This window comes from Comamonas resistens (genome assembly GCF_030064165.1).
Classification (GTDB): Bacteria; Pseudomonadota; Gammaproteobacteria; order Burkholderiales; family Burkholderiaceae_C; genus Comamonas; species Comamonas resistens.
Genome location: NZ_CP125947.1, coordinates 3,227,972 through 3,250,910, shown reverse-complemented (window position 1 = coordinate 3,250,910; position 22,939 = coordinate 3,227,972). Strand labels below are relative to the sequence as shown.

Annotated in this window: 24 protein-coding genes; 10 read left to right on the top strand and 14 right to left on the bottom strand. The window is 61.2% G+C overall.

What is annotated here, in order from left to right; genetic code table 11:
- Window positions 1–183: 183 nt before the first annotated feature.
- Both QMY55_RS15155 and QMY55_RS15150 read right to left on the bottom strand, forming a co-directional pair.
- Window positions 184–606, bottom strand: a complete 423-nt coding sequence (locus QMY55_RS15155; protein WP_283485013.1) for an SgcJ/EcaC family oxidoreductase — start codon at window positions 604–606, stop codon at window positions 184–186.
- Between the two features lie 555 nt (window positions 607–1,161).
- Entirely contained in the window at window positions 1,162–2,103 is a 942-nt protein-coding gene (locus QMY55_RS15150) for a LysR family transcriptional regulator (RefSeq protein ID WP_283485012.1), read from the bottom strand.
- Window positions 2,104–2,242: 139 nt separating this feature from the next.
- Between QMY55_RS15150 and QMY55_RS15145 the strand changes: the two genes are divergently transcribed.
- A complete protein-coding gene (locus QMY55_RS15145; protein ID WP_283488976.1) occupies window positions 2,243–3,469 on the top strand; it encodes an FAD-dependent monooxygenase in 1,227 nt (408 codons plus the stop codon).
- 170 nt (window positions 3,470–3,639) lie between these two features.
- On the opposite strand, the gene tauD is transcribed toward QMY55_RS15145, so the two are convergent.
- On the bottom strand, window positions 3,640–4,479 hold the full coding sequence (gene tauD / locus QMY55_RS15140) for a taurine dioxygenase (protein ID WP_283485011.1): 840 nt from the start codon (window positions 4,477–4,479) through the stop codon (window positions 3,640–3,642).
- 203 nt (window positions 4,480–4,682) lie between these two features.
- Between tauD and tauA the strand changes: the two genes are divergently transcribed.
- The 4 genes from tauA (at window position 4,683) to QMY55_RS15120 (ending at window position 7,893) form a co-directional block, all read left to right on the top strand.
- Window positions 4,683–5,705, top strand: coding sequence for a taurine ABC transporter substrate-binding protein (gene tauA, locus QMY55_RS15135; protein ID WP_283485009.1), 1,023 nt, complete (start codon window positions 4,683–4,685; stop codon window positions 5,703–5,705).
- Complete coding sequence (locus tag QMY55_RS15130; RefSeq protein ID WP_283485008.1) at window positions 5,692–6,546, top strand: taurine ABC transporter ATP-binding protein; 855 nt, start codon at window positions 5,692–5,694, stop codon at window positions 6,544–6,546. The genes tauA and QMY55_RS15130 overlap by 14 nt, the downstream gene beginning before the upstream one ends.
- 94 nt (window positions 6,547–6,640) lie before the next feature.
- Window positions 6,641–7,543 carry an ABC transporter permease subunit gene (locus tag QMY55_RS15125; RefSeq protein ID WP_283485007.1) on the top strand — a complete coding sequence of 301 codons (903 nt, stop codon included), beginning with the start codon at window positions 6,641–6,643 and terminating at the stop codon, window positions 7,541–7,543.
- A gap of 134 nt (window positions 7,544–7,677) precedes the next feature.
- A complete protein-coding gene (locus tag QMY55_RS15120) occupies window positions 7,678–7,893 on the top strand; it encodes a TOBE domain-containing protein (RefSeq protein ID WP_283485006.1) in 216 nt (71 codons plus the stop codon).
- Window positions 7,894–8,099: 206 nt separating this feature from the next.
- Here QMY55_RS15120 and putA read toward each other — a convergent pair whose 3' ends face one another.
- Complete coding sequence (gene putA, locus QMY55_RS15115; protein WP_283485005.1) at window positions 8,100–11,867, bottom strand: trifunctional transcriptional regulator/proline dehydrogenase/L-glutamate gamma-semialdehyde dehydrogenase; 3,768 nt, start codon at window positions 11,865–11,867, stop codon at window positions 8,100–8,102.
- A 168-nt stretch (window positions 11,868–12,035) separates the two neighbouring features.
- Here putA and QMY55_RS15110 point away from each other — a divergent pair, with 168 nt between their 5' ends.
- Complete coding sequence (locus QMY55_RS15110) at window positions 12,036–12,512, top strand: Lrp/AsnC ligand binding domain-containing protein (RefSeq protein WP_283485004.1); 477 nt, start codon at window positions 12,036–12,038, stop codon at window positions 12,510–12,512.
- 34 nt (window positions 12,513–12,546) lie between these two features.
- Here QMY55_RS15110 and QMY55_RS15105 read toward each other — a convergent pair whose 3' ends face one another.
- From QMY55_RS15105 to QMY55_RS15085, 5 genes are all read right to left on the bottom strand, one after another.
- Window positions 12,547–13,305 carry an MHYT domain-containing protein gene (locus QMY55_RS15105; protein ID WP_283485003.1) on the bottom strand — a complete coding sequence of 253 codons (759 nt, stop codon included), beginning with the start codon at window positions 13,303–13,305 and terminating at the stop codon, window positions 12,547–12,549.
- 93 nt (window positions 13,306–13,398) lie between these two features.
- The gene (locus QMY55_RS15100) at window positions 13,399–13,875 is read right to left on the bottom strand and encodes a DUF2269 family protein (RefSeq protein ID WP_283485002.1); all 477 of its coding nucleotides are present in this window, start codon (window positions 13,873–13,875) and stop codon (window positions 13,399–13,401) included.
- Window positions 13,872–14,291 carry a DoxX-like family protein gene (locus QMY55_RS15095; RefSeq protein WP_407650700.1) on the bottom strand — a complete coding sequence of 140 codons (420 nt, stop codon included), beginning with the start codon at window positions 14,289–14,291 and terminating at the stop codon, window positions 13,872–13,874. Before QMY55_RS15095 ends, QMY55_RS15100 begins: the two co-directional genes overlap by 4 nt.
- Window positions 14,292–14,310: 19 nt before the next feature.
- Window positions 14,311–15,195 carry an NAD-dependent epimerase/dehydratase family protein gene (locus QMY55_RS15090; RefSeq protein WP_283485001.1) on the bottom strand — a complete coding sequence of 295 codons (885 nt, stop codon included), beginning with the start codon at window positions 15,193–15,195 and terminating at the stop codon, window positions 14,311–14,313.
- Between the two features lie 43 nt (window positions 15,196–15,238).
- On the bottom strand, window positions 15,239–15,793 hold the full coding sequence (locus QMY55_RS15085) for a GbsR/MarR family transcriptional regulator (RefSeq protein ID WP_283485000.1): 555 nt from the start codon (window positions 15,791–15,793) through the stop codon (window positions 15,239–15,241).
- Between the two features lie 233 nt (window positions 15,794–16,026).
- On the opposite strand from QMY55_RS15085, the gene QMY55_RS15080 reads away from it, so the two are divergent.
- Both QMY55_RS15080 and rlmD read left to right on the top strand, forming a co-directional pair.
- Entirely contained in the window at window positions 16,027–16,338 is a 312-nt protein-coding gene (locus tag QMY55_RS15080; protein ID WP_283484999.1) for a hypothetical protein, read from the top strand.
- 141 nt (window positions 16,339–16,479) lie between these two features.
- Window positions 16,480–17,979, top strand: a complete 1,500-nt coding sequence (rlmD, locus tag QMY55_RS15075) for a 23S rRNA (uracil(1939)-C(5))-methyltransferase RlmD (protein ID WP_283484998.1) — start codon at window positions 16,480–16,482, stop codon at window positions 17,977–17,979.
- A 166-nt stretch (window positions 17,980–18,145) separates the two neighbouring features.
- On the opposite strand, the gene QMY55_RS15070 is transcribed toward rlmD, so the two are convergent.
- The 3 genes from QMY55_RS15070 to QMY55_RS15060 form a co-directional block, all read right to left on the bottom strand.
- Complete coding sequence (locus QMY55_RS15070; RefSeq protein ID WP_283484997.1) at window positions 18,146–18,685, bottom strand: DUF2325 domain-containing protein; 540 nt, start codon at window positions 18,683–18,685, stop codon at window positions 18,146–18,148.
- Window positions 18,686–18,887: 202 nt separating this feature from the next.
- Entirely contained in the window at window positions 18,888–19,244 is a 357-nt protein-coding gene (locus QMY55_RS15065; protein ID WP_283484996.1) for a hypothetical protein, read from the bottom strand.
- Window positions 19,245–19,346: 102 nt separating this feature from the next.
- Entirely contained in the window at window positions 19,347–20,039 is a 693-nt protein-coding gene (locus QMY55_RS15060) for a Bax inhibitor-1/YccA family protein (protein ID WP_283484995.1), read from the bottom strand.
- A gap of 193 nt (window positions 20,040–20,232) precedes the next feature.
- Here QMY55_RS15060 and QMY55_RS15055 point away from each other — a divergent pair, with 193 nt between their 5' ends.
- Window positions 20,233–20,640, top strand: a complete 408-nt coding sequence (locus tag QMY55_RS15055) for a GlcG/HbpS family heme-binding protein (protein ID WP_283484994.1) — start codon at window positions 20,233–20,235, stop codon at window positions 20,638–20,640.
- 225 nt (window positions 20,641–20,865) lie between these two features.
- Here QMY55_RS15055 and QMY55_RS15050 read toward each other — a convergent pair whose 3' ends face one another.
- Window positions 20,866–21,033, bottom strand: coding sequence for a hemin uptake protein HemP (locus QMY55_RS15050; protein WP_407650699.1), 168 nt, complete (start codon window positions 21,031–21,033; stop codon window positions 20,866–20,868).
- A gap of 345 nt (window positions 21,034–21,378) precedes the next feature.
- On the opposite strand from QMY55_RS15050, the gene QMY55_RS15045 reads away from it, so the two are divergent.
- Window positions 21,379–22,362: an IS5 family transposase gene (locus QMY55_RS15045; protein WP_283484992.1), complete on the top strand. Its 984-nt coding sequence runs from the start codon at window positions 21,379–21,381 to the stop codon at window positions 22,360–22,362.
- Between the two features lie 160 nt (window positions 22,363–22,522).
- Here the strand turns inward: QMY55_RS15045 and QMY55_RS15040 are convergent, their stop codons facing one another.
- Complete coding sequence (locus QMY55_RS15040) at window positions 22,523–22,939, bottom strand: ExbD/TolR family protein (protein ID WP_283484991.1); 417 nt, start codon at window positions 22,937–22,939, stop codon at window positions 22,523–22,525.

Here is a 22,939-nt window from a genome sequence, read left to right as displayed (position 1 = left end):
ACCGCAAAGCTAACTTCCGGGCTGCACCTTGAGGGGCCGATTGAGGACAGGCAGCCAATGGGTGCGGGGCGTCATCAATCGGCCAGAAGTTGCCATACCTTTCTGTCGAGAACGGACCCTTCAACGCTTGGCTATATGGTTCAGATGACCTTTGGTGCTGCTAAACAGAGAAGGGCCGGTCTTTTAGCCGCGCAGGACTATCTCACCCGTCCGAGGGTTGGTAAGAGTCGTATTCTCCAGCGCTTGAATTCGCCATGCTGCATCCTGTCTTGTGAGCACTGCTTGGATCACCGTATCTATGACGTGTGGCCCAGCCGGATGGCTTGCATCTGCAGTTAGACGGCTCCAGAAATGTATAACAGCAACTCCCTCGGCAACGCAGGCAATATCGATTAGCTCGTTCTGCAATGTCGAATCGCGATAGATCGTCTCGTGGATAGGGACATGAAGCGCCACTACCTGTTCAACGCCTCGGACATAGTGACCAAAGCGATTGACAAACGTTGCGTCCTGACCAAACAAGCGGCCGAAAGCGGCCATGTCGTGATCATTCCAGGCTGCTTGAAACGCAGCGACCACGTCTTCAGGTGTCTTCATATTGGTCATGGGACTCCGTATTGACCTGTGCATGGGGGCAAGACTGCGAATGTACGGGATCGATCAGAGGTCGAATTTATTCGATCTGGCAATGAACGCCTTTGCCATTGTGGCTGATTGTCAGGGAGGCTTAATCCGGTTGCTACGGACGGGATGGCCTCCTGCTTGACACCTTGGATTTTGGTGCGTGGCAGACCGCTTTGCGGTTGTTAAGAGAATGTCTCTTTAGGGGCGATTGCTGGTCGACATGAAGGATCTCTGATGAGGAGCTTCTGTTTATCGCGCTGCCCCATCAAGTCGGCCATCCAGCGACAGACCGCTCACACAGCCAGAAGCCGTCCCTTGCAGAAACAGCTCCAAGGACTGCTATTGGCCGCAGCCGGGTTTAGCTACTTGCGGGCACAGCACCGCAAAGCTGACTCTCGGGGCTGCGCCTTGAGAGTCCGGTTCAGGACAGGCAGTCAACTGGGGCAGGGCGTCATCGCTCAGCCAAAACCTGAGCTTGAGAAAGTCATGCCAAGCGATTGCTTGCATTCCAAAGGACTCCACCTTGAGTCCGCGATCCTAGATCGTCCTAAAAGGACTGGGGTCCATGGGAGGGTTAACCGATCCAGCCAACCGTACCTGTATCAACTCCAGCAGCGCCCGGACGCGCGCAGTCACGGAATGGCGATGGCTGTACGCCCCCAGCAATTGCAGAGGGGCAGGACGAAGGTCCAGTGGTACTTCCTGCAATCGGCCCGTAGCAAGGTCTTCCTGGCAGGGGTAGGCAGCCACAATCGTGAAGCCGATGCCTTGCCGTGCGCCAGCCACGGCCAGCTCTCCGCTGTTGACGCGGTAGCGGCTGCGGACCGGCACCTTGACGATTTCGCCCGCGGCGTCCTGAAACTGCCAGGGTTGGCCCTTCAGCGCACTGAGGGTGGTGATGCAGGGCAGAGACTTCAGCTCGCGCACATGGCGTGGCATGCCTGTCCTGGCCAGCAAGGAGGGGGCGGCAACCACGATGCTGGGCAGAGTGGCGAGTTCGCGGGTGATGAAAGCGCTGTCCTCCTGATGGCCCCGATGGAAGACGATGGAAAGGTCAACGTCCTCTCGAAGCACTTCCAGTCCGGTCATCCGGGTATCGCATTCGAGCTCGATGCCTGGATGGAGACTACAGAATTCGGCGAGGATGGGGGCGAGCAGCCTTGGTGCCTCGCCCGGCATGCACATCTTCAGAGGACCACGCAGTTCGCGCTGTACCGCACCAAGCTCTTCCTGCGTGGAGAGCAGTGTGTCGAGCAAGGGCTTGGCGCGTTCGTAGAGCAGCCGACCGGCTTCCGTCATGCGCAGATGGCGGGTGCTTCGTTCCAGCAGGCGTGTGCCGAGTTTGCTCTCCAGTGCGGCAACGTGGCGGCTGACATTGGACGAAGGCATGGCCAATAGACGCGATGCGCCAGCAAAGCTCTGCTCATCAACAACTGCCGCATAGACACGGACAGTATTCAGATCAAGTGCATCGCGCATTGATTATCCCGTTTGAGGTATGAAAACGTCCCAATTTTGCATGCTAGTTCTCTGTAGTGGCGAAATTTAAGATGCCCTTTTGCCCGATGTGACGCGCTGGACCGTGCACTGGGCACCGTATGAACAGGAGAGCTTCAGCGTGGAAATTGGAATACTTGGTGGCGGCATCGCGGGCCTGAGCGTGGCACTGGCATTGCGCAAGCAGGGTTACAACCCTCGGGTCTATGAGCGCCGTGCGGTGCCTGCAACCATGGGGGCCGGCGTGACGCTGTGGCCCAATGCCAGCTTTGTGCTGGAAGAACTGGGACTGCTGCAAGACATAGCGGCCATTGGCGGTCGACCACTGACAATGCGCCGCCAGGATGCTGCGGGAAATGCATTGGGAGGCCTCGATATTGGTTTGCTGGACCGTACGATGGGATACCCAAGCTATACGGTGCTGCGCAGGCACTTGCAGCAGGTGTTGCTGGACCATGCGGCACGGGCGAAGATTCCGGTGGAGTTCGGGCGCCGGGCGGTGGCCATCGAACTGGATGCTCATGGCAGAGCTGTGGCGCATTTCGAAAATGGCGCGAGCATCCGCCCGGATCTGCTCATTGGTGCCGACGGCCGCATGGGGTCAGTGGCGCGCAAGTTTGTCGCGGGTGACAACACACCAATCTATCAAGGCTTTGTGAACTGGATCGGCGTGGCGCAGGGGCAGCATCCGCTGGTGGACGATATTTCGATTCAGGACTTCTGGGGGGCGGGCGAGCGCTTTGGTTGCGTGCCGATTCGACCCGACCTGGTGTATTGGGCCGCGGCGCAGGTGCGACCCCTGCATGAGGCCACGCCCACCGCAGATATGCGTAAGGAGGTCGAGGACCTGTTTGCGCAATGGCCTGAACCGGTCGCACATCTCATCCGATCCACGCCCGCCAATGCCATCCAGCTGATTGCGGTGCATGACCTGGAGCCGCTGCATACATGGAGCCGGGCGAATGTACTGCTGGTGGGTGATGCCGCGCATGCGCCGTTGCCGACTTCGGGGCAAGGTGCGTGCCAGGCGCTGGAGGATGCGTGGCATTTGGCCCGGTGCCTGGATGGCGCAAGTGGTGGCTTGGACGATGTCTTCCAGGCGTTTTCGAGAATTCGGGCCCCCAAGACAGCAAGGCTGGCGGAACAGGGCCGGGTCTTCGCACGCGGATTGTTTGCCACCGATCCCGAAATCTGTCGCATCCGCAACGAGCGGGCCAAGGCGTCCGATCCTGTGAGTGATGTGCAGGTCTTGGCCGCCGGATGGGGGCAGGGTCTACCGATGCTTGGTGGAGCTGAAATCACTTCAGTGGAGGGAGACGGCATTGGCAGCCTTTACCGCATTGAATGACGGGTGCTGGATTGCGCACGGATAGAAAGCCATTTCCCCAGTGACGAAAACCAAGCGGCCGGATGAGCTTTGCTGGCGCCTGATGTGCTTTATCGGGCTGCCAGTTTCAACAACTGGGTCACCCGGTCGCATTTTTGTGCCGCCAGTTGCACCTGCTCTGGCGCACTACCTCAAGATGCCCGGTAGAAAGGGCGCTCGCCCAGCACCGTGGCGCGGTGCATCACACGGCGATGGGGCAGGTAGTTGGCGCAGGCGTAATGCTGGGTGCAGCGGTTGTCCCAGAAGGCCAGGTCGCCCACCTTCCAGCGCCAGCGCACGGTGAACTCGGGCTTGCTCACATGGGCGAACAGCTGGCGCAGCACGGCGTCGCTTTCAGTGGCACTGAGTTCCACGATACGTGTGGTGAAGCCTTCATTGACAAACAGCCCCTGCCTGCCGGTTTCGGGATGGGTACGAACCACAGGGTGCAGCAGCGGCGGGTGCTTGGCCTTGGCGGCTTCCCATTGCACGCGCTCCTCGGGCGTGCGCGCAAAGCGCCAGGCGGGAAAGGATTTGATGAAGTCATGTTCGGCATGCAGGCCTTCGAGCAGGCGGCGCCAGGGGGCGGACAGGGCTTCAAACGCAGCGGTATTGCTGGCCCACAGCGTGTCGCCGCCGCTGGGCGGCAGCAGTCTGGCCGAGAGCAGGGCGGCCTGCGCCGGAGCTGCGGTAAAGGTGATGTCCGTGTGCCAGTTGTCGTTGTCGGGCGGGTTGTTGTCATCGGTGTCGAGCACGATGATTTCGGGCACTTCGGGGATGTTGCGGTAGACGGGATGGATGTGCAGCGGGCCGAACTGCGCGGCCAGGGCGCGCTGCTGCTCGGGTGTGACGGGCTGGTTTTCAAAGAACAGCACCTGATGCGCCAGCAGCGCGGCATGCAGTGCGTCGCGCCGGTCGGCGCTCAAAGGCTGGGTCAGGTCAACACCGGTGACGGTGGCTCCCAAGGCGGGGCCCAAAGGCTGGATATCCATGGTGAACAGAAGGCGCAAGGACGATAGAAAAAAGACCGGGGCCTTCCGCTGATGAGTGCCCCGTTGGTCTTTTCAGTGTGGCCTGGCCGCAGCCTGGGGGCTTGCGCGTTTTTTGCATTTGCACATGCGAATTGCGAGCATGCAAGCAGAGGCGAAATTTCTAGACTCGGCGCATTCCCATCAAGCGCCACCGAGTCATTTGCATGTCACAAAAAAACCGTCGCCTTTTCTCTTTGCTGTTGACCGCCTTTGCGCTAGGCGCGGTGGCTTTGCCTGCGTGGTCCGAGACCCGCGAGGTGGTGATCGGCTACCAGGACATGGTCCTGCCCTGGCGCTATGCCCAGGAAACCCAGGCCGTGGAAAAAGCCACGGGCTACAAGATCAGCTACCGCAAACTGGCCAGCGGCGCCGAGGTCACGCGGGCCCTGGCCAGCGGTGCCATCCAGATTGGTGAGGCCGGCTCTTCGCCGTTTGCGGCAGCGCTGTCTCAGGGCGTGCCGATTCAGATTTTCTGGGTGGCAGACAACATCCACAACGCCGAGGCCCTGGTGGCCCGTAATGGCAGCAATGCCCGGACGCTGGCTGATCTCAAGGGCAAGAAGATCGGCATTCCCTATGTCTCCACCAGCCATTTCCATGCACTGGTCGCACTGCAGGCCGCAGGCCTCAACGCCAAGGATGTGAAGATTCTCAATCTGCGCCCGCCAGAAATCCTGGCTGCCTGGGAGCGCGGCGATATCGATGCGGCTTTTGTCTGGGACCCGGTGCTGGCCAGGATCAAGCAAACCGGGCAGGTGCTGACCACATCGGGTGAGATCGCGGCCAAGACGGGCAAGGCCACGTTCGATGCGCTGGCCGTGCGCACGGACTTTGCCAAGGGCCATGACGAGTTCCTGGCCCGATTCGTCAAGGTGCTGGCAGAGGCCGATCAGCGCTACACCAGCAAGCCCGCAGCCTGGACGCCTGATTCGGCCGAGGTCAAGGCCGTTGCCAAGTGGTCGGGGGCCGAGGCTGCCAGCGTGCCCGACAGCCTCAAGCTTTATGCCTTCATCCCGCCTGCAGAGCAGGCCAGCAGCCAATGGCTGGGTGGCGGCAAGAACTCGGTCGTGGCCAAGTCTCTGGCGGCCACGGCGCAGTTCCTGCAGACCCAGGGCTCGGTGCAGCAATTGCTGCCCGACTACGCCGTGGGCGTCAACGATAGCTGGGTGCGCCGTGCCGCGCAGTGATGCTGCTGCATCGACCGGTAATGCAGGTCTGGCCGTGCAAGGCCTGTCGGTGCGCTATGAGGGCGCACCTGCGGGCGATGCGCAGGCCCTGGCTTTGCACCAGCTGGATCTGACGATCGAGCCCGGAGAGTTTGTGGTTGCCGTCGGTGCATCGGGCTGCGGCAAGACTACGCTGCTCAATTGCATTGCTGGGTTTACCGCGCCTTCTGCCGGAAGCCTTGAATGGCGCGGTCAGGCCGTGGTGGATGCCGGAGCGGATCGCGGCGTGGTGTTTCAGAAGCATGCGCTGCTGCCCTGGCTCAATGTGATAGACAACGTGGCGCTGGGTTTGCGCCTGCGCGGTGTGGGGCGCGAGGAACGCCTGCGGCTTGCGCGTGAGCAACTGGCCCATGTAGGGCTGGCGCAGCGGGCGCTAGCCTATCCCTGGCAGCTGTCCGGCGGCATGCAACAGCGCGTGGGCATTGCGCGCGCACTGGTGGGTGACGCCGACCTGCTGCTGATGGACGAGCCCCTGGGTGCACTCGATGTCTTCACGCGCGAAGCCTTGCAGGAATTGATCTTGCGGCTATGGGCTGCCGAACGGCCCCAGGCGGCGGCGCGCCGCACCGTGTTCTTCATCACCCACGATGTGGAGGAGGCGCTGTTTCTGGCCTCGCGCATCATCGTGATGGCTCCCAGGCCCGGCCGCATCACCGAGAGTCTCGATGTGGATTTTGGCCGCCGCTATCTGTCTGGCCAAAGCGCACGGGCCGTGAAATCCCTGCCCGAATTCATTGCCATGCGCGAGCACCTGATGGCTGCCATCGCCCAGGCATCGCAAGCCGAAGTTTTGTCGGTTTGATATCGAAAAAATAGCTGCAGGCGTATGTCCCATAAGCGCTGCAGCGCTATCCGGCATCTGTTGCCACTGACTGGCCCATGCATGGGCTATGAATATGAGCACAAGCACTTTTTCTTCCACAGGCCCGGCCTTGGCAGCCCAGCGGCCGCTGCAAGCCCTGGAGAGGGCGGAGCCTGCTGCAGAGATTCCTGCCACGGACATTCCCGCCGTTGCCCCATTTCGCAATCACCGGCCCAGCCCACGTCGCTGGTGGGCACTGCTCAGCGTGGCAGCCTGGCTGGCGCTGTGGTGGCTGGCCACCGAGCTGCGCTGGGTGCCACCCCTGTTTCTGCCGCCGCCCGAGGCCGTGATCAAGGCCTTCGGCCAGGCATGGCGTGGCGATATCCAGGGGGGAGATGCGCTGTGGGTACATGCGCAGTGGAGCAGTGTTCGCGTGCTGGGCGCTTTCACACTGGCGGTCGTGACCGCAGTGCCCGTGGGCATTTCCATGGGCGTGAACCGTTGGGCGCAGGTCGTGCTGGACCCGATCCTGGAGTTTTATCGCCCGCTGCCGCCGCTGGCCTATCTGCCGCTGGTGGTGATCTGGCTGGGCATTGACGAGGCCTCCAAATGGCTGCTGATCTATCTGGCCTGCTTTGCGCCCATGGCCCTGGCCGCGCGGGCCGGCACACGCAACGCCAGTGCCGAGCAGATCAATGCCTTGCGCTCGCTGGGCGCCACGCGCTGGCAACTGCTGCGCCATGCCGTGGTGCCCGCAGCCCTACCCGATGTTCTGGTGGGTCTGCGCATCGCCATGGGATTTGCCTGGACCACGCTGGTGGCTGCCGAAATGGTGGCCGCGACACAGGGGCTGGGGCAGATGGTGCTCAATGCATCGAACTTTCTGCGCACTGATATTGTGGTGATGGGCATTTTTGTCATCGGTGCGATCGCGCTGCTGCTCGACGCCTTGCTGCGCAGGCTGGAGCACTGGCTTTTGCCCTGGCATGGCCGCTGAGGTTTATTAGATGTTTGAGAAATAAAAAATCAATTTCTTATTTGTTTGAGTTTTTAGAAACCGCATCCAGAATGGATTTCACCGGTGCAGCAGTTGCCGCACTTTTCAGGAACAGACTTTTCAGAAGGGTATTTATGTCGATCCAGGCCATCAATGTGCGTAATCAGTTCAAGGGCAAGGTCAAGGAGATCATCCTGGGCGATGTGGTTTCGGAGGTGGATGTGGAAACGCCCTGGGGCATCGTGACTTCGGTGATCACCACCCGCTCGGTCAAGGATCTGGGCCTGCAGGTGGGCTCGGAAGTCGTGGCCCTGGTCAAGTCCACGGAGGTGTCCATCGCCAAGCTGTAAATCTCAGAAATTCATCAAAAACGGCACTTAATGCAGGCCTGTATTGCATTAGGTGCTATTTTTTTGAATGAATGATGGGCGCGGCACTTGAAACTGGCGCGCTCCAGCCAAGAGACAGCAAGCAAGGGCAGCCCCTCACGCTCCGCTGTCGTCCCCCTCCGCGAAGCAGAGAGGGGGAAGGTACGGAGCTGCCCAGGCGAAGCGCCTCAGGGGGAGAGTGTCATCAATGCTGCATTGCCACCGGCCGCAGCCGTGTTGTGCGAGAGAGTGCGTTCATGCCACAGCCGCTCCAGCTGTATCGGCCGGTCTGCATGGCAGCGCACAGGCAGTACCAGCGGGCCGGTGCGCTGCGCCAGAGCCTGCGACCATTGCAGAAGCTGGGCGTCATCGCATTCAAGCAAGGCGTTGTCCATGGCGGTGTTTTTGGCGATATCGGGCAGTGGCAGGTCTGCGGCCAGCAATTCGACATGGTCCCTGAGCGCAGCAGGCAGTCTGGCAAACAGATCGGCGCTGACGGAGGTATTGACCCAGACGGCTTTGGAGCCACTGGCCAGGGTTGCCGCCAGCTGCTGCTGCAACATGGCCTTGCCTTGCGCCAGGCATAGCGTGCGCGGCTTGCCGATCAGGGTATAGAGATTGCGCTCGCCCGTGGGGCCGGGCAGCAGGCGTGCGGCTTGCAGCTCGGAAAACTGGGCCAGCAGCGTCTGGCAGTGATCGGCCAAAAAGCTATCGCCCTGCCAATTGGCCCAGCCAGCCAATTGGCGAAGTGCCCAATCTGTCAGCTGGCGTGGATTCTTGCTGGCCACTGAAAAGGAGGCTGACGGCGCGGGCAGCGCCGGGCCCGATTGCTGTAGCAACTGGCTCAGCAGTTGCAGCGGCGCAGCGGCGGTTTGCTGCAGGCGCGGCAAATACAGCGGTCCCCCTGCCTTGGGGCCGGTGCCCGACAGGCCTTCGCCCCCAAAAGGCTGCACGCCGACCACGGCGCCCACCATATTGCGGTTGACATAAAGATTGCCCACATGGGCTGCTTGCACGACTTGCTCCATGGTTTCGTCAATGCGGGTGTGCAAGCCCATGGTCAGGCCATAGCCCAGGGCGTTGATGCGTTCCAGCAGCTGCGGCAGCTCGCGGCGCTGGTAGCGCAGCACATGGAGCACGGGACCAAAGACTTCGCGTTGCAGGCTGTGCAGGTCCTTGAGTTCGATCAGTGTGGGTGGCACAAAATGGCCTTGCGCGGCTACTTCGGCAGCCAGTGGCGATTGATGAACGTTCAGACCCTGGGCCTGCAGTCTGGCGATATGTTTTTCGATATGGGCCTGGGCCTCGGCGTCGATCACCGGGCCTATGTCGGTGGCCAGCAGGGCCGGGTCGCCGCAGCGCAACTCCTGCATGGCGCCGTGCAGCATGGCGAGGAGCCGGTCGGCGCAATCGCTTTGCACGCACAGCAGGCGCAGCGCCGAGCAGCGCTGGCCTGCGCTGTCAAAAGCCGAGGACACAATGTCCAGCGCAGCTTGTTCCACCAGCGCCGACGAGTCCACGATCATCGCGTTCTGGCCGCCGGTCTCGGCCACCAGCACCACGCTCTCGCCATCGGCACGCAGGCGTTGCGCGGTCTGCTGGTTGAGCAGGCGCGCCACTTCGGTGGAACCGGTAAACAGCACGCCGGCCACACGCGCATCGGCGACCAGAGCTGCCCCTACGGTTTCACCGCGGCCTGGCAGCAACTGCAGCACGGGCGCAGGAATGCCTGCCTCATGCAGCAGGCGCACGGCTTCCATGGCGATCAACGGCGTCTGCTCTGCAGGCTTGGCCAGCACTACATTGCCGGCGGCCAGCGCTGCAGCAATCTGGCCGGTGAAGATGGCCAACGGAAAATTCCAGGGGCTGATGCAGACCACGGGGCCTATGCCGGCTGCTAGCAGCCCGGCCTCATCCTGCCTGCGCATCTGCGCCGCGTAGTAGCGCAGAAAATCTATGGCTTCGCGCACTTCCGAGACGGCATTCGCAGCCGTCTTGCCGGCCTCGCGCATCAGCAGCGCCATCAGCGGCTGGATATGGGTCTGGTAGTTGTCGGCAGCCGCTTCCAGCAAGGCGGCGCGCTGTGCTGCAGCGGTCTGGCTCCACGCAGGCTGGGCCTGTTCGGCAGCGGTCAGTGCCTGCCGAAGCAGCTCTGGCGTGGTTTCTGGCACATGGCCCAGCACTTGTTGGTGATTGGCGGGGTTGGTGATGGCGTCGGCTTGCTCCGCTGACGGGGCCGGTTCGGACCTTTTCAGGCTTTGGGTCAGAGCAGCCAGCACCTTGTCGTCGCTCAAATCCAGCCCGTCGGAATTCTGGCGCTGCGTGCCCAGCAGGTCGCGGGGCAGGGCAATGCACGGGTGGGGCTGTCCTATGGGCGTGGAGTCATTTTGGCTTTCAGCCAAGGTCTGGTCTGCGGGGGCAGCTATCAAATCCGATATGGGCCAGTCGGGGTCGGCAATGCGGTGCACAAACGATGAATTGGCCCCGTTTTCCAGCAGGCGACGCACCAGATAGGCCAGCAGTGTTTCATGCGTGCCCACGGGTGCATAGATGCGGCAGGGGCGGCGCGCAGCTGGGTCGCCAGCCTCGACCACGTTGCGGTACAACGGCTCGCCCATGCCGTGCAGACATTGAAATTCATAGCGGCCCGAGCTATAGGGTTCGGTGCTGGCCAGCGATTCGATGGTGGCCACGGTCTGGGCGTTATGTGTGGCGAATTGCGGGTAGATGGCGTCGGGCGCGGCCAGCAGCTTGCGGGCGCAGGCGATATAGGCCAGGTCCGTGTGGTGTTTGCGCGTGTAGACCGGGTAGTCGGCCAGGCCGTCGATCTGCGCCCGCTTGATTTCGCTGTCCCAGTAGGCTCCCTTGACCAGGCGCACCATCAGGCGGCGGCCGCTGCGCCGGGCCAGATCGACCAGATAGTCGATCACATAGGAGCAGCGCTTCTGATAGGCCTGAATCACAAAGCCCAGACCGTTCCAGCCTGCGAGGCTGGGGGCGTGGGCCAGTTGCTCCAGCAGGTCCAGCGACAGCTCCAGCCGCTCGGCTTCTTCGGCGTCGATATTGAGTCCGATGTCGTAGCTGCGTGCCAGCTCGCACAGTTGCAGCATGCGTGGCAGCAACTCATCCATCACGCGCTGCCATTGCGCGCGGCTGTAGCGTGGGTGCAGGGCGCTGAGCTTGATGGAAATGCCGGGCCTTTCGTAGATGCCCAGGCCCGGAGCCGATTGGCCGATGGCGTGAATCGCATCCACATAGGACTGCAGATAGCGCTGAGCATCCTGCGCGGTCAGCGCGGCTTCGCCCAGCATGTCGTAGGAATAGCGAAAGCCCTTGGCCTGCAGCTCGCGCGCGCGCTGCAGAGCCTCGCCAATGGTCTCGCCCATCACGAACTGCTCGCCCATGAGACGCATGGCCATATCCACGCCTTTGCGCACCAGTGGCTCGCCGCCGCGGGCCGTCAGGCGCTTGAGCGCCGAGAGCAGGCCCGATTCGCTATGCGTGTCGACCAGCTTGCCGGTAATCACGAGGCCCCATGCGGCAGCGTTGACGAAGAGCGACGGGCTTTTGCCCAGATGAGCCTGCCAGTCGCCGCCACGCAGCTTGTCGCGGATCAACGCGTCGCGTGTGCAGTCATCGGGGATGCGCAACAGTGCCTCGGCCAGACACATCAGTGCCACGCCTTCCTGCGAGGACAGTGAAAACTCCTGCAACAGGCCTTGCACCAGCCCCTGGCGGCCCACGCTGGCGGGCTGGGCGCGCAACTGCTCCACCAGCAGGCGTGCATGAGAGGCGACTTGAGCGGCCTGAGAGGCAGGCAGTGTGGCGGCAGGCAGCAATCGGGTGACTGCGGCACTTTCGCTCATGCGCGTGGCAGCAGTGATGGCCTGGCGCAAAGCGTCGGCGGGGCGATGGGGACCGGGAAGCGGGGTGAACACGGAGTTGGAGGTCTGCATATCGGATCGGAAGAATGCGGGCCGGGCAGCGAGTCGGTGCGCTGTCATCACCTGTGAACACCCGCATTGCAAGCCGCTTGCGACGCGGTGTCTACATGGGGCAAATCATTGCTGGTCTTTCAACGAATGAATCACTATATTTTTGAAATTCAAAAGAGGAATTCACCAATGAGTGATGCTTTGGAAGTAGATCTGGATAGGATTGATCGCAAAATCCTGTCGATCTTGCAAGCCGATGGCCGCATTTCCAATCTGCGCCTGGCCGAGAAGGTGGCGCTGTCACCCACGGCTGTGCAGGCGCGGGTGACGCGGCTTACGCGCGACGGCTATATCCTGGGCTATGAGGCGCGCCTGAATCCGCGCAAGCTGGGCGTGGGCATGACGGTGTTTGTCGAGGTGCTGCTGGACCGCACCACGCCTCATGTGTTCGACGAATTCAAGGCCGCCGTGCTGGCCTATCCGGCCATCATGGAATGCCATATGGTGGCAGGCGGCTTTGACTATCTGCTCAAGACCCGCATGGCCGACATGGGGGCCTACCGCGAATTTGCCGGGCGTGTGCTGTGGCAACTGCCCGGCGTGCGTGAAACGCGTACCTATGCGGTGATGGAGGAGGTCAAGGACGATGCCCGGCTGCCGCTGTAGCAGATTGAGGCCGGGCACGGTTTGTGCATCCGGCTCAGGCCGGGCGCTGATACCTCTGAAACGAAGCCCGCAGCAGATCCAGTATCAGAAACAGCGACATGCCAAAGGCCAGCGCCACCACGACCATGGGCAAGCCCAGGGCGCTGACGACGGAGCTGCCACCGGGAATGGCCAGTGGAGTGTTGGTGGTACAGATGAATTCTGCAGCGCTCATGCCGGTGTAGTGCATGGCGCAGACCGCAATGGCCATGATGGCTGCCGCCAGCAGGCGGGCGCTGATCTGCACGGTATGGAACGCCAGCCACAGCGCCGCCGTGGCGGCGACCAGCGCAATCAGCACGGACAGGGCCACGCGCCCGTAGTCCCACTGGAAGTGGCCGCCAAAGCGCATTCCGTACATGCCCAGATAGTGCATGACCACGGCACCCATGCCCAGCATGGAGCCCGCCGTCAGCAGCCGGCCCATGTTGTGCGGATTGCGTGCCACGATATGGAAGGCCAGGGCAGAGATGAGCACCGCTGCAATCAGGGAAATGCCGGTTTCCCAGATGGAGTAGCCCACGCCCAGGTCCATGCGCAGGGCCAGCATGGCAATGAAGTGCATGGACCAGACACCGATGCCTCCGAGGGCGATGCCGGTGCTGAGCAGGCCCAGCCGGTAGGACTGGCTGGCGCTTTTGCCCGAAAGCAGCCGCTTGGCCGAGACCAGCGCCATAAAGGCACCGACCGCCGAGATCACATAAGACAGTACAACAAGTTCCATGTTGTAGCTGGTGTTGACCGCTGCATCCATGCGCTTCTCCCAGTGTTGGAAAAGAAGAATCGAGACTGTGCAGCGTGAGTTTTATCAAAATGTTTAAAAAGTATCAATCTGATATTTTTGAAGCTATCCCCAGAGCGCCGGCTTGTTCACCATCAGGAAATAGGTCACGGCCATGGCAATAAAGGCCGGGTAGCCCAGGGCCTCCCAGCGCTGCTGGTATTGCTGGTAGAGGCGGGGCAGAGCCTGGTTGCCGACCTGGGCCTCGGCGGCAATGGCGGCCATGCGGATCTGCAACCACACCACGAGCAGCCAGCAGATGCCTGCCAGCACATACAGGCCCAGTGACATGGCCAGCCAGGGCGTGCTCAACGGCCAGCCCGCCATATAGGCCATGGCAATGCCGGTGATGGGTTGAATGAAGATGCAGGGAGTGGTGAACCACCAGTCCGCGCGTACCACAAGGCGGCTGACCACGGCCTGGGCAGCGACCGAGCCGCTGCGGTTGGCAAAAAACATATAGAAGGCCGAGCCCAGCCCCGTGCCCACCAGCAGCACGCTGGAGAGAATGTGGACCATCTTGAGCAGCAGATAGGTATTCATGATTCGCGTCCGTCGGATGAAGAAGATCTTGCCTGCAGCAAAAACCACAACATGGCGGCAATCGGCAGGTTCTTGAGCAGCGGCCCCAGCGGGTGCAGCCACAGCGCGGGTTGCAGCACAGTGCCCACCACGGTCATGGCCGTCATCAGCAGCAACGCTGCCAGATAGCTGGCCCGGCCTGGGCGCAGCAGCAGAGCCAGGCCGATGAGCAGGTCGGCCAGCAGGCCTGACCAGATCAGCAAGGCCTGCCATTGCAGGTTGGCAATGCCTCCCTCGGCCAGCAGGCGCGCGCCTTCGTGGTTCAGGCCGGAGAAACCGAGATAGTCCAGTGCGCTGACCAGGGCCGTACCCAGCCAGACTGCGACCAGACTGGCATGCATGGCGCGGGTCGCTGGTGGAGGCGTCTTGGCCATCATTGAATGCTCAGGCATAAGTTCAGGCATGAAGGCGCCCACCCTTGGGCAAGGTGGCCAGCATGTCGCGGATATCGACAGGTGCGCGCCCCAGCAGATCGGCCAGTGTTTGTGGATTGGTGATGTTGTCGTTTTCCAGCAGCGCAGCAGCTTCGCTGCACCAGGGCATCCATGGCAGGCGGTCGCCCATGCTGGCGCTGGCCTTGCTGAGCCAGTTCGGCAGCAGCCGCACTCTGGCTGGGCCGTATTCCATTTGCGAGCGCAGGCTGGCGATAAAGCGTTCTATGGAGACGGGCTCCGGTCCGCCGATCTCGATCACGCCGGATGGAGTGGTCGAGACAGCCATTTTGGCCAGCACTTCGGCCAGATCCCGTACTGCCACGGGCTGGATATGGGCGCTGCGCATGACGGAGGGCAGCGGCAACAGGGGCAGACCGGCCAGCAGCAGAAACAGCTTGCTGCTGGAGCCGCCACCGCCAAAGATGATACTGGGGCGTACCACGACGGGGTTGAGCTGGTCCAGCTCGCCCAGGGCCAGCAGATAGTCGTCGGCTGCACGCTTGGTAGTCGCGTATCGGGTTTCGCTCTTGTCCACGCCCAGCGCCGACACCTGTACCACGCGTCTTACCCCGGCTTGGGCACAGGCCTCGAACAAGGCGGCAGGGGCCTTCATATGCAAGGTCTGCAGGTCCTGGCCGGGCTTGTCGCGCAGCGCTCCCACGGCATTGATGACGGCATCGATGTTCTGCAGATGCTCCAGCCACTGCTCGGGTGCGGTGCAGCGGGAAAAATCCAGTGCCGGGCTGGAATGGCGGCTGCGCACCACCGGGTCATGGCCCGACTGGCTCAAGGCATTGACGATGTGCTTGCCCAGAAAGCCGGTGCCGCCGCAGATCAGAACTCGCATATGGGGCTCCTTTCATGATTTCTGCCATTGCAGAAATTCCATGTCATGGGTTTGGGACCTTGTCGCTGTCCTTGCCCGTACCTCTGACAAAGCGCTGAACGCTGGCGCCCAGGCGCAAGATCTTGTCCAGTGTGGCGGGCGACAGGCGCAGCATCTCGTCGGTCCAGACGCCCATGGAATCCATGAGCCGCAAGGTTTCGTGCACGCGGTCCTGGGTGTCCGGAGTTTCCTGTTCGAACTCGGGCTGGGCGATCAGCTCGCGCAGCAGGGCGCTGGTAGGGTCGAATTCGCGCTGCTTGCGTTCTCGCACAATGGTGCGCAGCAGCTCCCACACATCGGCCGAGGTTTCGAAATACTCGCGCCTGTCGCCGCTTTTGCGGCTGGTGCGAATCAGGTTCCAGTTCAGCAGCTCTTTCAGGCTGGTGCTGACGTTGGAGCGCGCCGCACCCAGGGTTTCGCAGATTTCATCGGCATTGAGTGGGCGGCCATGAAAGAACAGCAGGGCATGGATCTGCGCCACGGTGCGGTTCACACCCCAGGCATTGCCCATGTCACCCCAGTGGTGCACAAAGCGTTCGGCGATAGGACTCAGTTGCATGCACCGCAGTGTGGTGTTCTTTGAAATTTCTGTCAATACAGAAATTTGTAATTTGACAAGGCGCTTGAAGAGGCAGAATGGCCGAATGATCAGCTGATATCGCTTTTGAATGGGCGCCTGAGGGATATTTCTGTGCTTTTGGAAATTTCGTACGAATGGTGGGTCTGCGGCACTCCCTCTATAGAATGGCGCCAAGATGCCGGGGCAGATCGCTCCGAGGGAAGGGAGACTTCATGACCGCTTTATCCGCCATGCGTGCCGCGCTGGTTCTGTCGGCCTGCGCTCTGGCGCAGGCTGCCTCTGCCGCCTGCTACTTTGTCTATGCGCCCAACAACGAGCTGATCTACCGCTCCAATCGCTCTCCCGTCGATCTGTCTTTGCCGCTGCATATGACGGTGCCCAAGCTCTCTCCTGGCGCGACCCTTCTTTTTTCACTGGACGAATACAACTGCGCAACCGAGGTCAATCTGATTGCCGAGCGGGCCCTGATGTCCCAGGCACGCAATGGCCGTGAGCGGCGTCTGCGCGAAGATTCGCGCTTCTGATTGCATAGCTGATAGCGATTGCAGGGCAAGCGTTTCAGCTGATTTCTATTGAAACTGTCGGCTTGACCTGCTGGTGGAGGCCGCAGCTTTTTGCCGTGGTCGGCTCTCGGGTATGGGGCAGCCTGAGACAATCGGGGCACCATGAGTGAATCCCGCGACAACAAAATTCCCGAAAACCTGCCCGAAGTCCCGTCTGATGCCCCGGCGCTGCCCGAGGGCTGGCTGGAAGTGCTGTCCATGGACATGGATGCCCAGGGCGTTGCCCGCAAGCCCGACGGCAAGGTCGTCTTCATCGACGGAGCCCTGACGGGCGAGATCGTCAGTGCCAACACCCATCGCAAGAAAAACAACTGGGAAGCCGCCACGCTGACCGAAATCCACCGCGAATCCTCCCAGCGCGTGACGCCCGGTTGCCCCAACTTCGGCTTGCATGTGGGCGCTTGCGGCGGCTGCAAGATGCAACACCTGCATGTGGCGGCCCAGGTGGCCATCAAGCAGCGCGTGCTGGAAGACAACCTCTGGCATCTGGCCAAGGTCAAGCCCGAGACCCTGCTGCGCCCCATCGAAGGCCCGGCCTGGGGTTATCGCTTCCGCTCGCGCCTGTCGGTGCGCTATGTGATCAAAAAGGGCAAGGCGCTGGTGGGCTTCCATGAGCGCAAGAGCCGCTACATCGCCGACATGGAGACCTGCAAGATCCTGCCTCCCCATGTGGATGCCATGCTGATGCCCATGCGCGCCCTGATTGCCAGTATGGATGCGCGCGAGACCTGCCCGCAGATCGAAGTGGCCTGCGGCGACCATGTGACGGCCCTGGTGCTGCGTCACCTGGAGCCCCTGAGCGATGCCGACAAGCAGCGTCTGCGTGATTTTGCCGCCGAGCATGATGTGCAGTGGTGGCTGCAGCCCAAGGGCCCGGACACGGTGCACCTGATGGAAGAGGGCGGCACTCTACTGTCCTACGGATTGCCAGACTTCGGCATCACCATGCCGTTCAAGCCCACGGATTTCACCCAGGTCAATCCGCATATCAATCGTGTGCTGGTCACACGCTCACTGCGCCTGCTGGACGCGAAGAAGGACGAACGCGTCATCGACTGGTTTTGCGGCCTGGGCAACTTCACCCTGCCCATTGCCACCATGGCACGCGAGGTGCTGGGTATCGAAGGCTCGGACACCCTGGTCAAGCGCTCGCACGAGAACTATGCGGCCAACAATGCCGTGCGTGCCGAGGAAGACAAGCTGGCGCCTACCGCCTTTGTGGCCCGCAATCTTTTCGAGATGACGCCGGCCATGCTGATTGCCGACGGCAATGCCGACAAGTGGCTGGTGGACCCTCCGCGCGAAGGTGCGTTTGCTCTGGCCAAAGCCATGGCCGATATTCACCAGATCCGTATCGGCGCCAAGCAGACCGGTGTGGCCACCGAAGAGCAGCCCGATCTGTTGCCGCCCCTGCCTGAAGGCCAGGAAAGCTGGAACTTCCCCAAGCGCATCGTTTACGTGAGCTGCAACCCTGCCACGCTGGCGCGTGATGCCGGCCTGCTGGTGCATCAGGCAGGCTACCGCTGTGTGGCAGCCGGTGTGGTCAATATGTTCCCGCACACGGCCCACGTGGAGTCCATGGCCGTCTTCGAGCGCGACTGATCAGGCTCTGAGGTCCGGGCTTTGCCTGACAGGAGTGCAGCTCGGCCATTTCAGCACCAAGAGAGCAGCACCAGCAGACCTCCCAGGCAGATGAGCAAGCCCAGCACGGTCTGGGTACGCATGCTCGGGTGCGGGTTGTGGCGGCTTGATTCCATATAGGCATTCATCATGCGGTCTCCTGGTTGCCCAGCGCGGGCTGGGGTGAGTCATCTTCCATGCCGCTATGCAGCTGCACCACATGCAGGGCGTTGCTGGCGGCATCCAGCAGCACACAGGGCTTGCCCGTGCGCTTGCAGTGATCCTGAACCCGCCAGAAAGCACCATCGCTGATGCAGCCGCTTTGGCAGATCACCAGATCGGCGGCCTGAAGGCTGTTTTCCAGCAATTGCTGTTCCAGCTGGTCGTCGTCTTGCGGTGCCAGAGTTGTCTGATTGAACAGGGAGACCGGCTGCACCGCGGTGGAGGGTGACGATAGCCAGGCCGTCAGCTGCTGCGCGACCAGGGTTTGCCGTAGCTCTCTCTCCCAGGCCAGGGCGCTGTCTCGCGCGATCAGCTGGGCGCGGGTGCGCACCAACTGCTGGCTCAGCGTCTGTACCTGGCGGGCCAATGACTGGATTTCGGCACTGCAGCGCTGCTGAACCTCGCGGTAGTTCAGCAAGAGAGCCCCATGCTCCCGCCGCAATTGCTCAATTTCATCATTGCTCATGGCAGATCCCTCCTGGGTCAGTGGCAGGCCGGCCGGAGCTCATCTGCCTGTCGCTTGATCATGAATTAATGATAATGCAATTGGGAATCGTTATCAATAAATGAGATACAAGCGAGGCGTGTTTTGTGACGCCAAGGTGGAATGAAAAAAGGCCGCAGCACTGTGGCTGCGGCCTTGGGGTTTGAGCGGTAGAACTCGCGACTCAGCTGCGGTTGCGGCTGGCGCTATTGGTATCACTGTCTGTGCTGCTGCGCTTTTCCGGAGCACTTTGGCCCAGAACAGAAGGCACGCCTTCGATTTTGTTGGAGCGCATGTACTCGTCCATATCCTTCCAGCCGGCAAAGACCAGCGCTTTGGGGGCCTTGGGGTTGAGGACATAGCAGTCTTCCAGGCCGCGCATGGCATGGCGGCAGGCGCCGCCGATGGCCTTGGCTTCGGATTCACGCGCGATGGTGCGTGGATCGGGGCCCAGGCCTGGAATGTCTTCAATCTTGCAGCCTGCGAGCACCAGAGGCAGCAGGGCCAGGGCAAGCGCACGGGGAAGGTGGTTTGGCTTCATCTTGTCTGGATATCGGCAGCAACTGGTGAGAATTTAGCCCAGGACATATAAAAAAGGAGTGCACGAAGCACTCCTTTTTCAAATCCGGGGCAGGGCCGCAGCTTAGTCGCGTTCGCCGCCCATGATACCCAGCAGGGCCAGCAGGCTCTGGAACACATTGAACAGGTCCAGGTACAGGGCCAGAGTGGCGCTGATGTAGTTGGTCTCGCCGCCGTCAATGATCTGCTTGAGGTCATACAGCATGTAGGCGGAGAAGATGGCTATGGCCAGCATGGAGATGGCCATCATGCCGGCGGTGGAGCCCACGAACACGTTGATGACCGCACCCAGCATCAGCACCAGAGCGCCCACGAACAGGAACTTGCCCATGCCAGACAGGTCGCGCTTGATCACGGTGGCCAGCATGGCCATCACGAAGAAGACGCCTGCCGTGCCGGCGAAGGCCGTCATGATCAGCTGCACGCCGTTGGAGTAACCCAGCACCATGCCGATCAGGCGCGAGAGCATCAGGCCCATGAAGAAGGTAAAGCCCAGCAGCACGGGCACGCCCGCAGCACTGTTCTTGGTCTTTTCGATCGCGTACATGAAGCCGAAGGCACCGACCATGAAAACGATCAGGCCCACGCCGCCGCGCAGCGATGCAGTGATGCCAGTGGCTACGCCCACCCAAGCGCCCAGCACGGTGGGGATCAGGCTGAGTGCCAGCAGCCAGTACGTGTTGCGCAGAACACGGTTGCGCTCTTGCTGCGAGACACCGTAGCCCGCAGAGCCCAGTGTGGTGACTTGTTCGTTCATGTAGCCATTCCTCCTTCAGGAATTGTGTATGGAAACGTTGTCATTCTAGGTGGGGGTATTGCGGAGGGATTGCAATACCCCGGTGGAAAAAGGCAGTTTTAGGTTCGGATGTTTTGCACATGACATCTATTTTTGCCGTTAACGTACAGAATATCCTCCTCTTATTAACAATCCGACGGAGTTTTTTACCTATATGAAGACCAAGCACGAACTCGAACTGGCCGACGTGAAAGCTATCGCCGCAGCAGCCGAAGCTGAAGCGCTGAAGAACAACTGGCCCGTGACGATTTCCATCGTGGATGATGGCGGCCACCTGCTGCTGTTGCAGCGCATGGATGGTGCGGCTCCCATTTCCGCTCACATTGCTCCCGCCAAGGCCCGCTCTGCTGCCGTGGGCCGCAAGGACACCAAGGCCTTTGAAGACATGATCAACAACGGCCGTACCGCTTTCCTGAGCGCTCCCTTTGTGGACGGTCTGCTCGAAGGTGGCGTGGCCATCGTCAAGGACGGTCAGGTGCTGGGCGCCGTGGGTGTGTCCGGTGTGAAGGCCAACGAGGATGCGCAAGTGGCCAAGGCCGGCATTGCTGCTCTGGGCCTGTAATTGCCTCTGTCCCGCAGCCTGGAGCGGCGGGCCCCAAAACAAAACCCCTGCGCGCGAAAGCGGCAGGGGTTTTGTTTTGGACGCAGGATGTGGAAAAAACGCGTGGCTACCGGCGGCGTGAGCGCAAGAGAGGGCTTGTGCTCCACGGCCGCTGTGGCTGGCGAATACGACACTTGCGGTGTCGCCCCACGATGAAACGGTACGGCTGACGGATGTGGGCGGCCTTTACTTGGTCAGTATGAGCTTGCCCAGCTTGGTGGCCTGCAGGCGATAAGGGGTGCCGTTGTGCACGATGGTTACGGCCTTCTGACCGTTGAGCAACTGGGCGCTGTCCAGGCCCGCGTGGCTGGCAGGGTATGCTGAGTCAGGTGTCAGGGAGGATGCGGCGGCCATGGAGGCGGCTTGGTGGACTTGGAGCTGCGAAGTCGCAGCAAGCGATGCGGACATGCCGTGATTCCTTAAATTCAAAACTGGTGTAATGATAACAATTCTCAATTGAAATGCAAGTGATACCCAGTCTCATTCAAGAAAAAATTGCTGTCTATTTTCAGGAGTGAATCGATGTGCTGGCTGGTAGCTACTTAGATGCTTTGAAATTCATAGCGTTCGACGTATGACTGCAAAGGGGTTAAGCCTGTTTTTGCCTGATTTTCTCCATGAAAAACGGCCCCTAGGGATCCTCTGCACGAATCCACGCCTGATGTGCTTGCAAGGGCCTGAAGCCCAGACAATACAGACATGAAGCAAAGCAGCCTGGGCCTGAGCAACACCGTCAAGCGCACCCGCAAGCGCGAATTCCTGGACGCCATGGAGCTGGTGGTTCCTTGGGCTGAACTGGTAGCGCTGATAGCGCCCTACGCCCCCGAGAGTGGGCGGCGGGGTCAGCAGCCCTTTGCGGTGCAGACGCTGCTGCGCATCCACTTCATGCAGCAGTGGTTCAAGCTCAGCGACCCTGCAATGGAAGAAGCGCTGCATGATGTGCCTGCGTTTCGTGACTTCGCAGGTCTGTCTCGTTGGGACGAACACATCCCCAGCGAGTCGAGCATCCTGCGCTTCAGGCACCTGCTGGAACGCCACAAGCTGGCCGAACAAATCCTGGCCACGGTCAACGCACTGCTGCAAGCCAAGGGCTTGCAGTTGAAGGCGGGCACCGTGGTGGATGCCACGCTGATTGCGGCCCCCAGTTCCACCAAGAACCAAAGTGGCGAGCGTGACCCCGAGATGCACCAGAGCAAGAAGGGCAACCAGTGGTACTTTGGCATGAAGGCCCACATCGGGGTGGATGCCGACTCGGGCCTGGTGCACACAGTGCGGGGCACGGCTGGCAACGTCAGCGACATCGTCGAAGCCAACAGCCTGCTGCACGGGCAGGAGACAGATGCCTTTGGTGATGCGGGCTACCAAGGGGCGGACAAGCGCCCCGATGCCAGGCAAGCCGTGTGCTGGCACGTGGCCATGCGCCCAGGCCTGCGCCGGGCGCTGGACAAAGACAAGCCTCTTGATGATCTGATCGACCAGCTGGAGCGCACCAAGGCGCGCATCCGGGCCAAGGTGGAACACCCCTTCAGGGTGCTCAAGCAGCAGTTTGGATATGTGAAGGTGCGCTACCGTGGTTTGAAGAAAAACACGGCGCAGATCGTGACGCTGTTTGCCCTGTCCAACCTGTGGATGGCCAGGCACAAGCTGAAAGCCATGGCACAGGTGCGCGTGCAAGGGGCGTAATGCCCACGAAATCGGGGAATTGCATCCCCCTGGAGGCGCCTGGACAACGTTTGGGCGCCTTGCTGAGGCAGGCTTTATCTCACGGACGGGCGTAGCTCACTTCCAAGTAATTCGTGCAGACCTTCCCTAGGGGCCGTTCAGAGATAAATGCAGTGGTGGTTTATTTGGTTGGATCGGTCACAAAGCCGATCTTCTTGACGCCGGCGCGCTGGGCCGCCGCCATGGCCTGGGCTACACGTTCGTAGCGCACTTCCTTGTCGCCGCGGATATGCAGATCAGGCTGGGGTTCCTTGACGGCTTCGGCCTGCAGATTGCTTTCCAGTTGTTCGTCGCTGACCTCCTGGCCATTCCACGAATACTTGCCGTCGGCCGTGATGCCCAGTTGCACGGTGGCAGGCTTGGTGTCCTCGGGCTGATTGGTGGCGCGCGGCAGGTCCACGTTGACCGAATGTTTCATCACGGGCACGGTGATGATGAAGATGATGAGCAGCACCAGCATGACGTCCACCAGAGGCGTCATATTGATCTCGTTCATCACCTCGTCGCTGTCCCCATCGTCCATGGTTCCGAATGACAT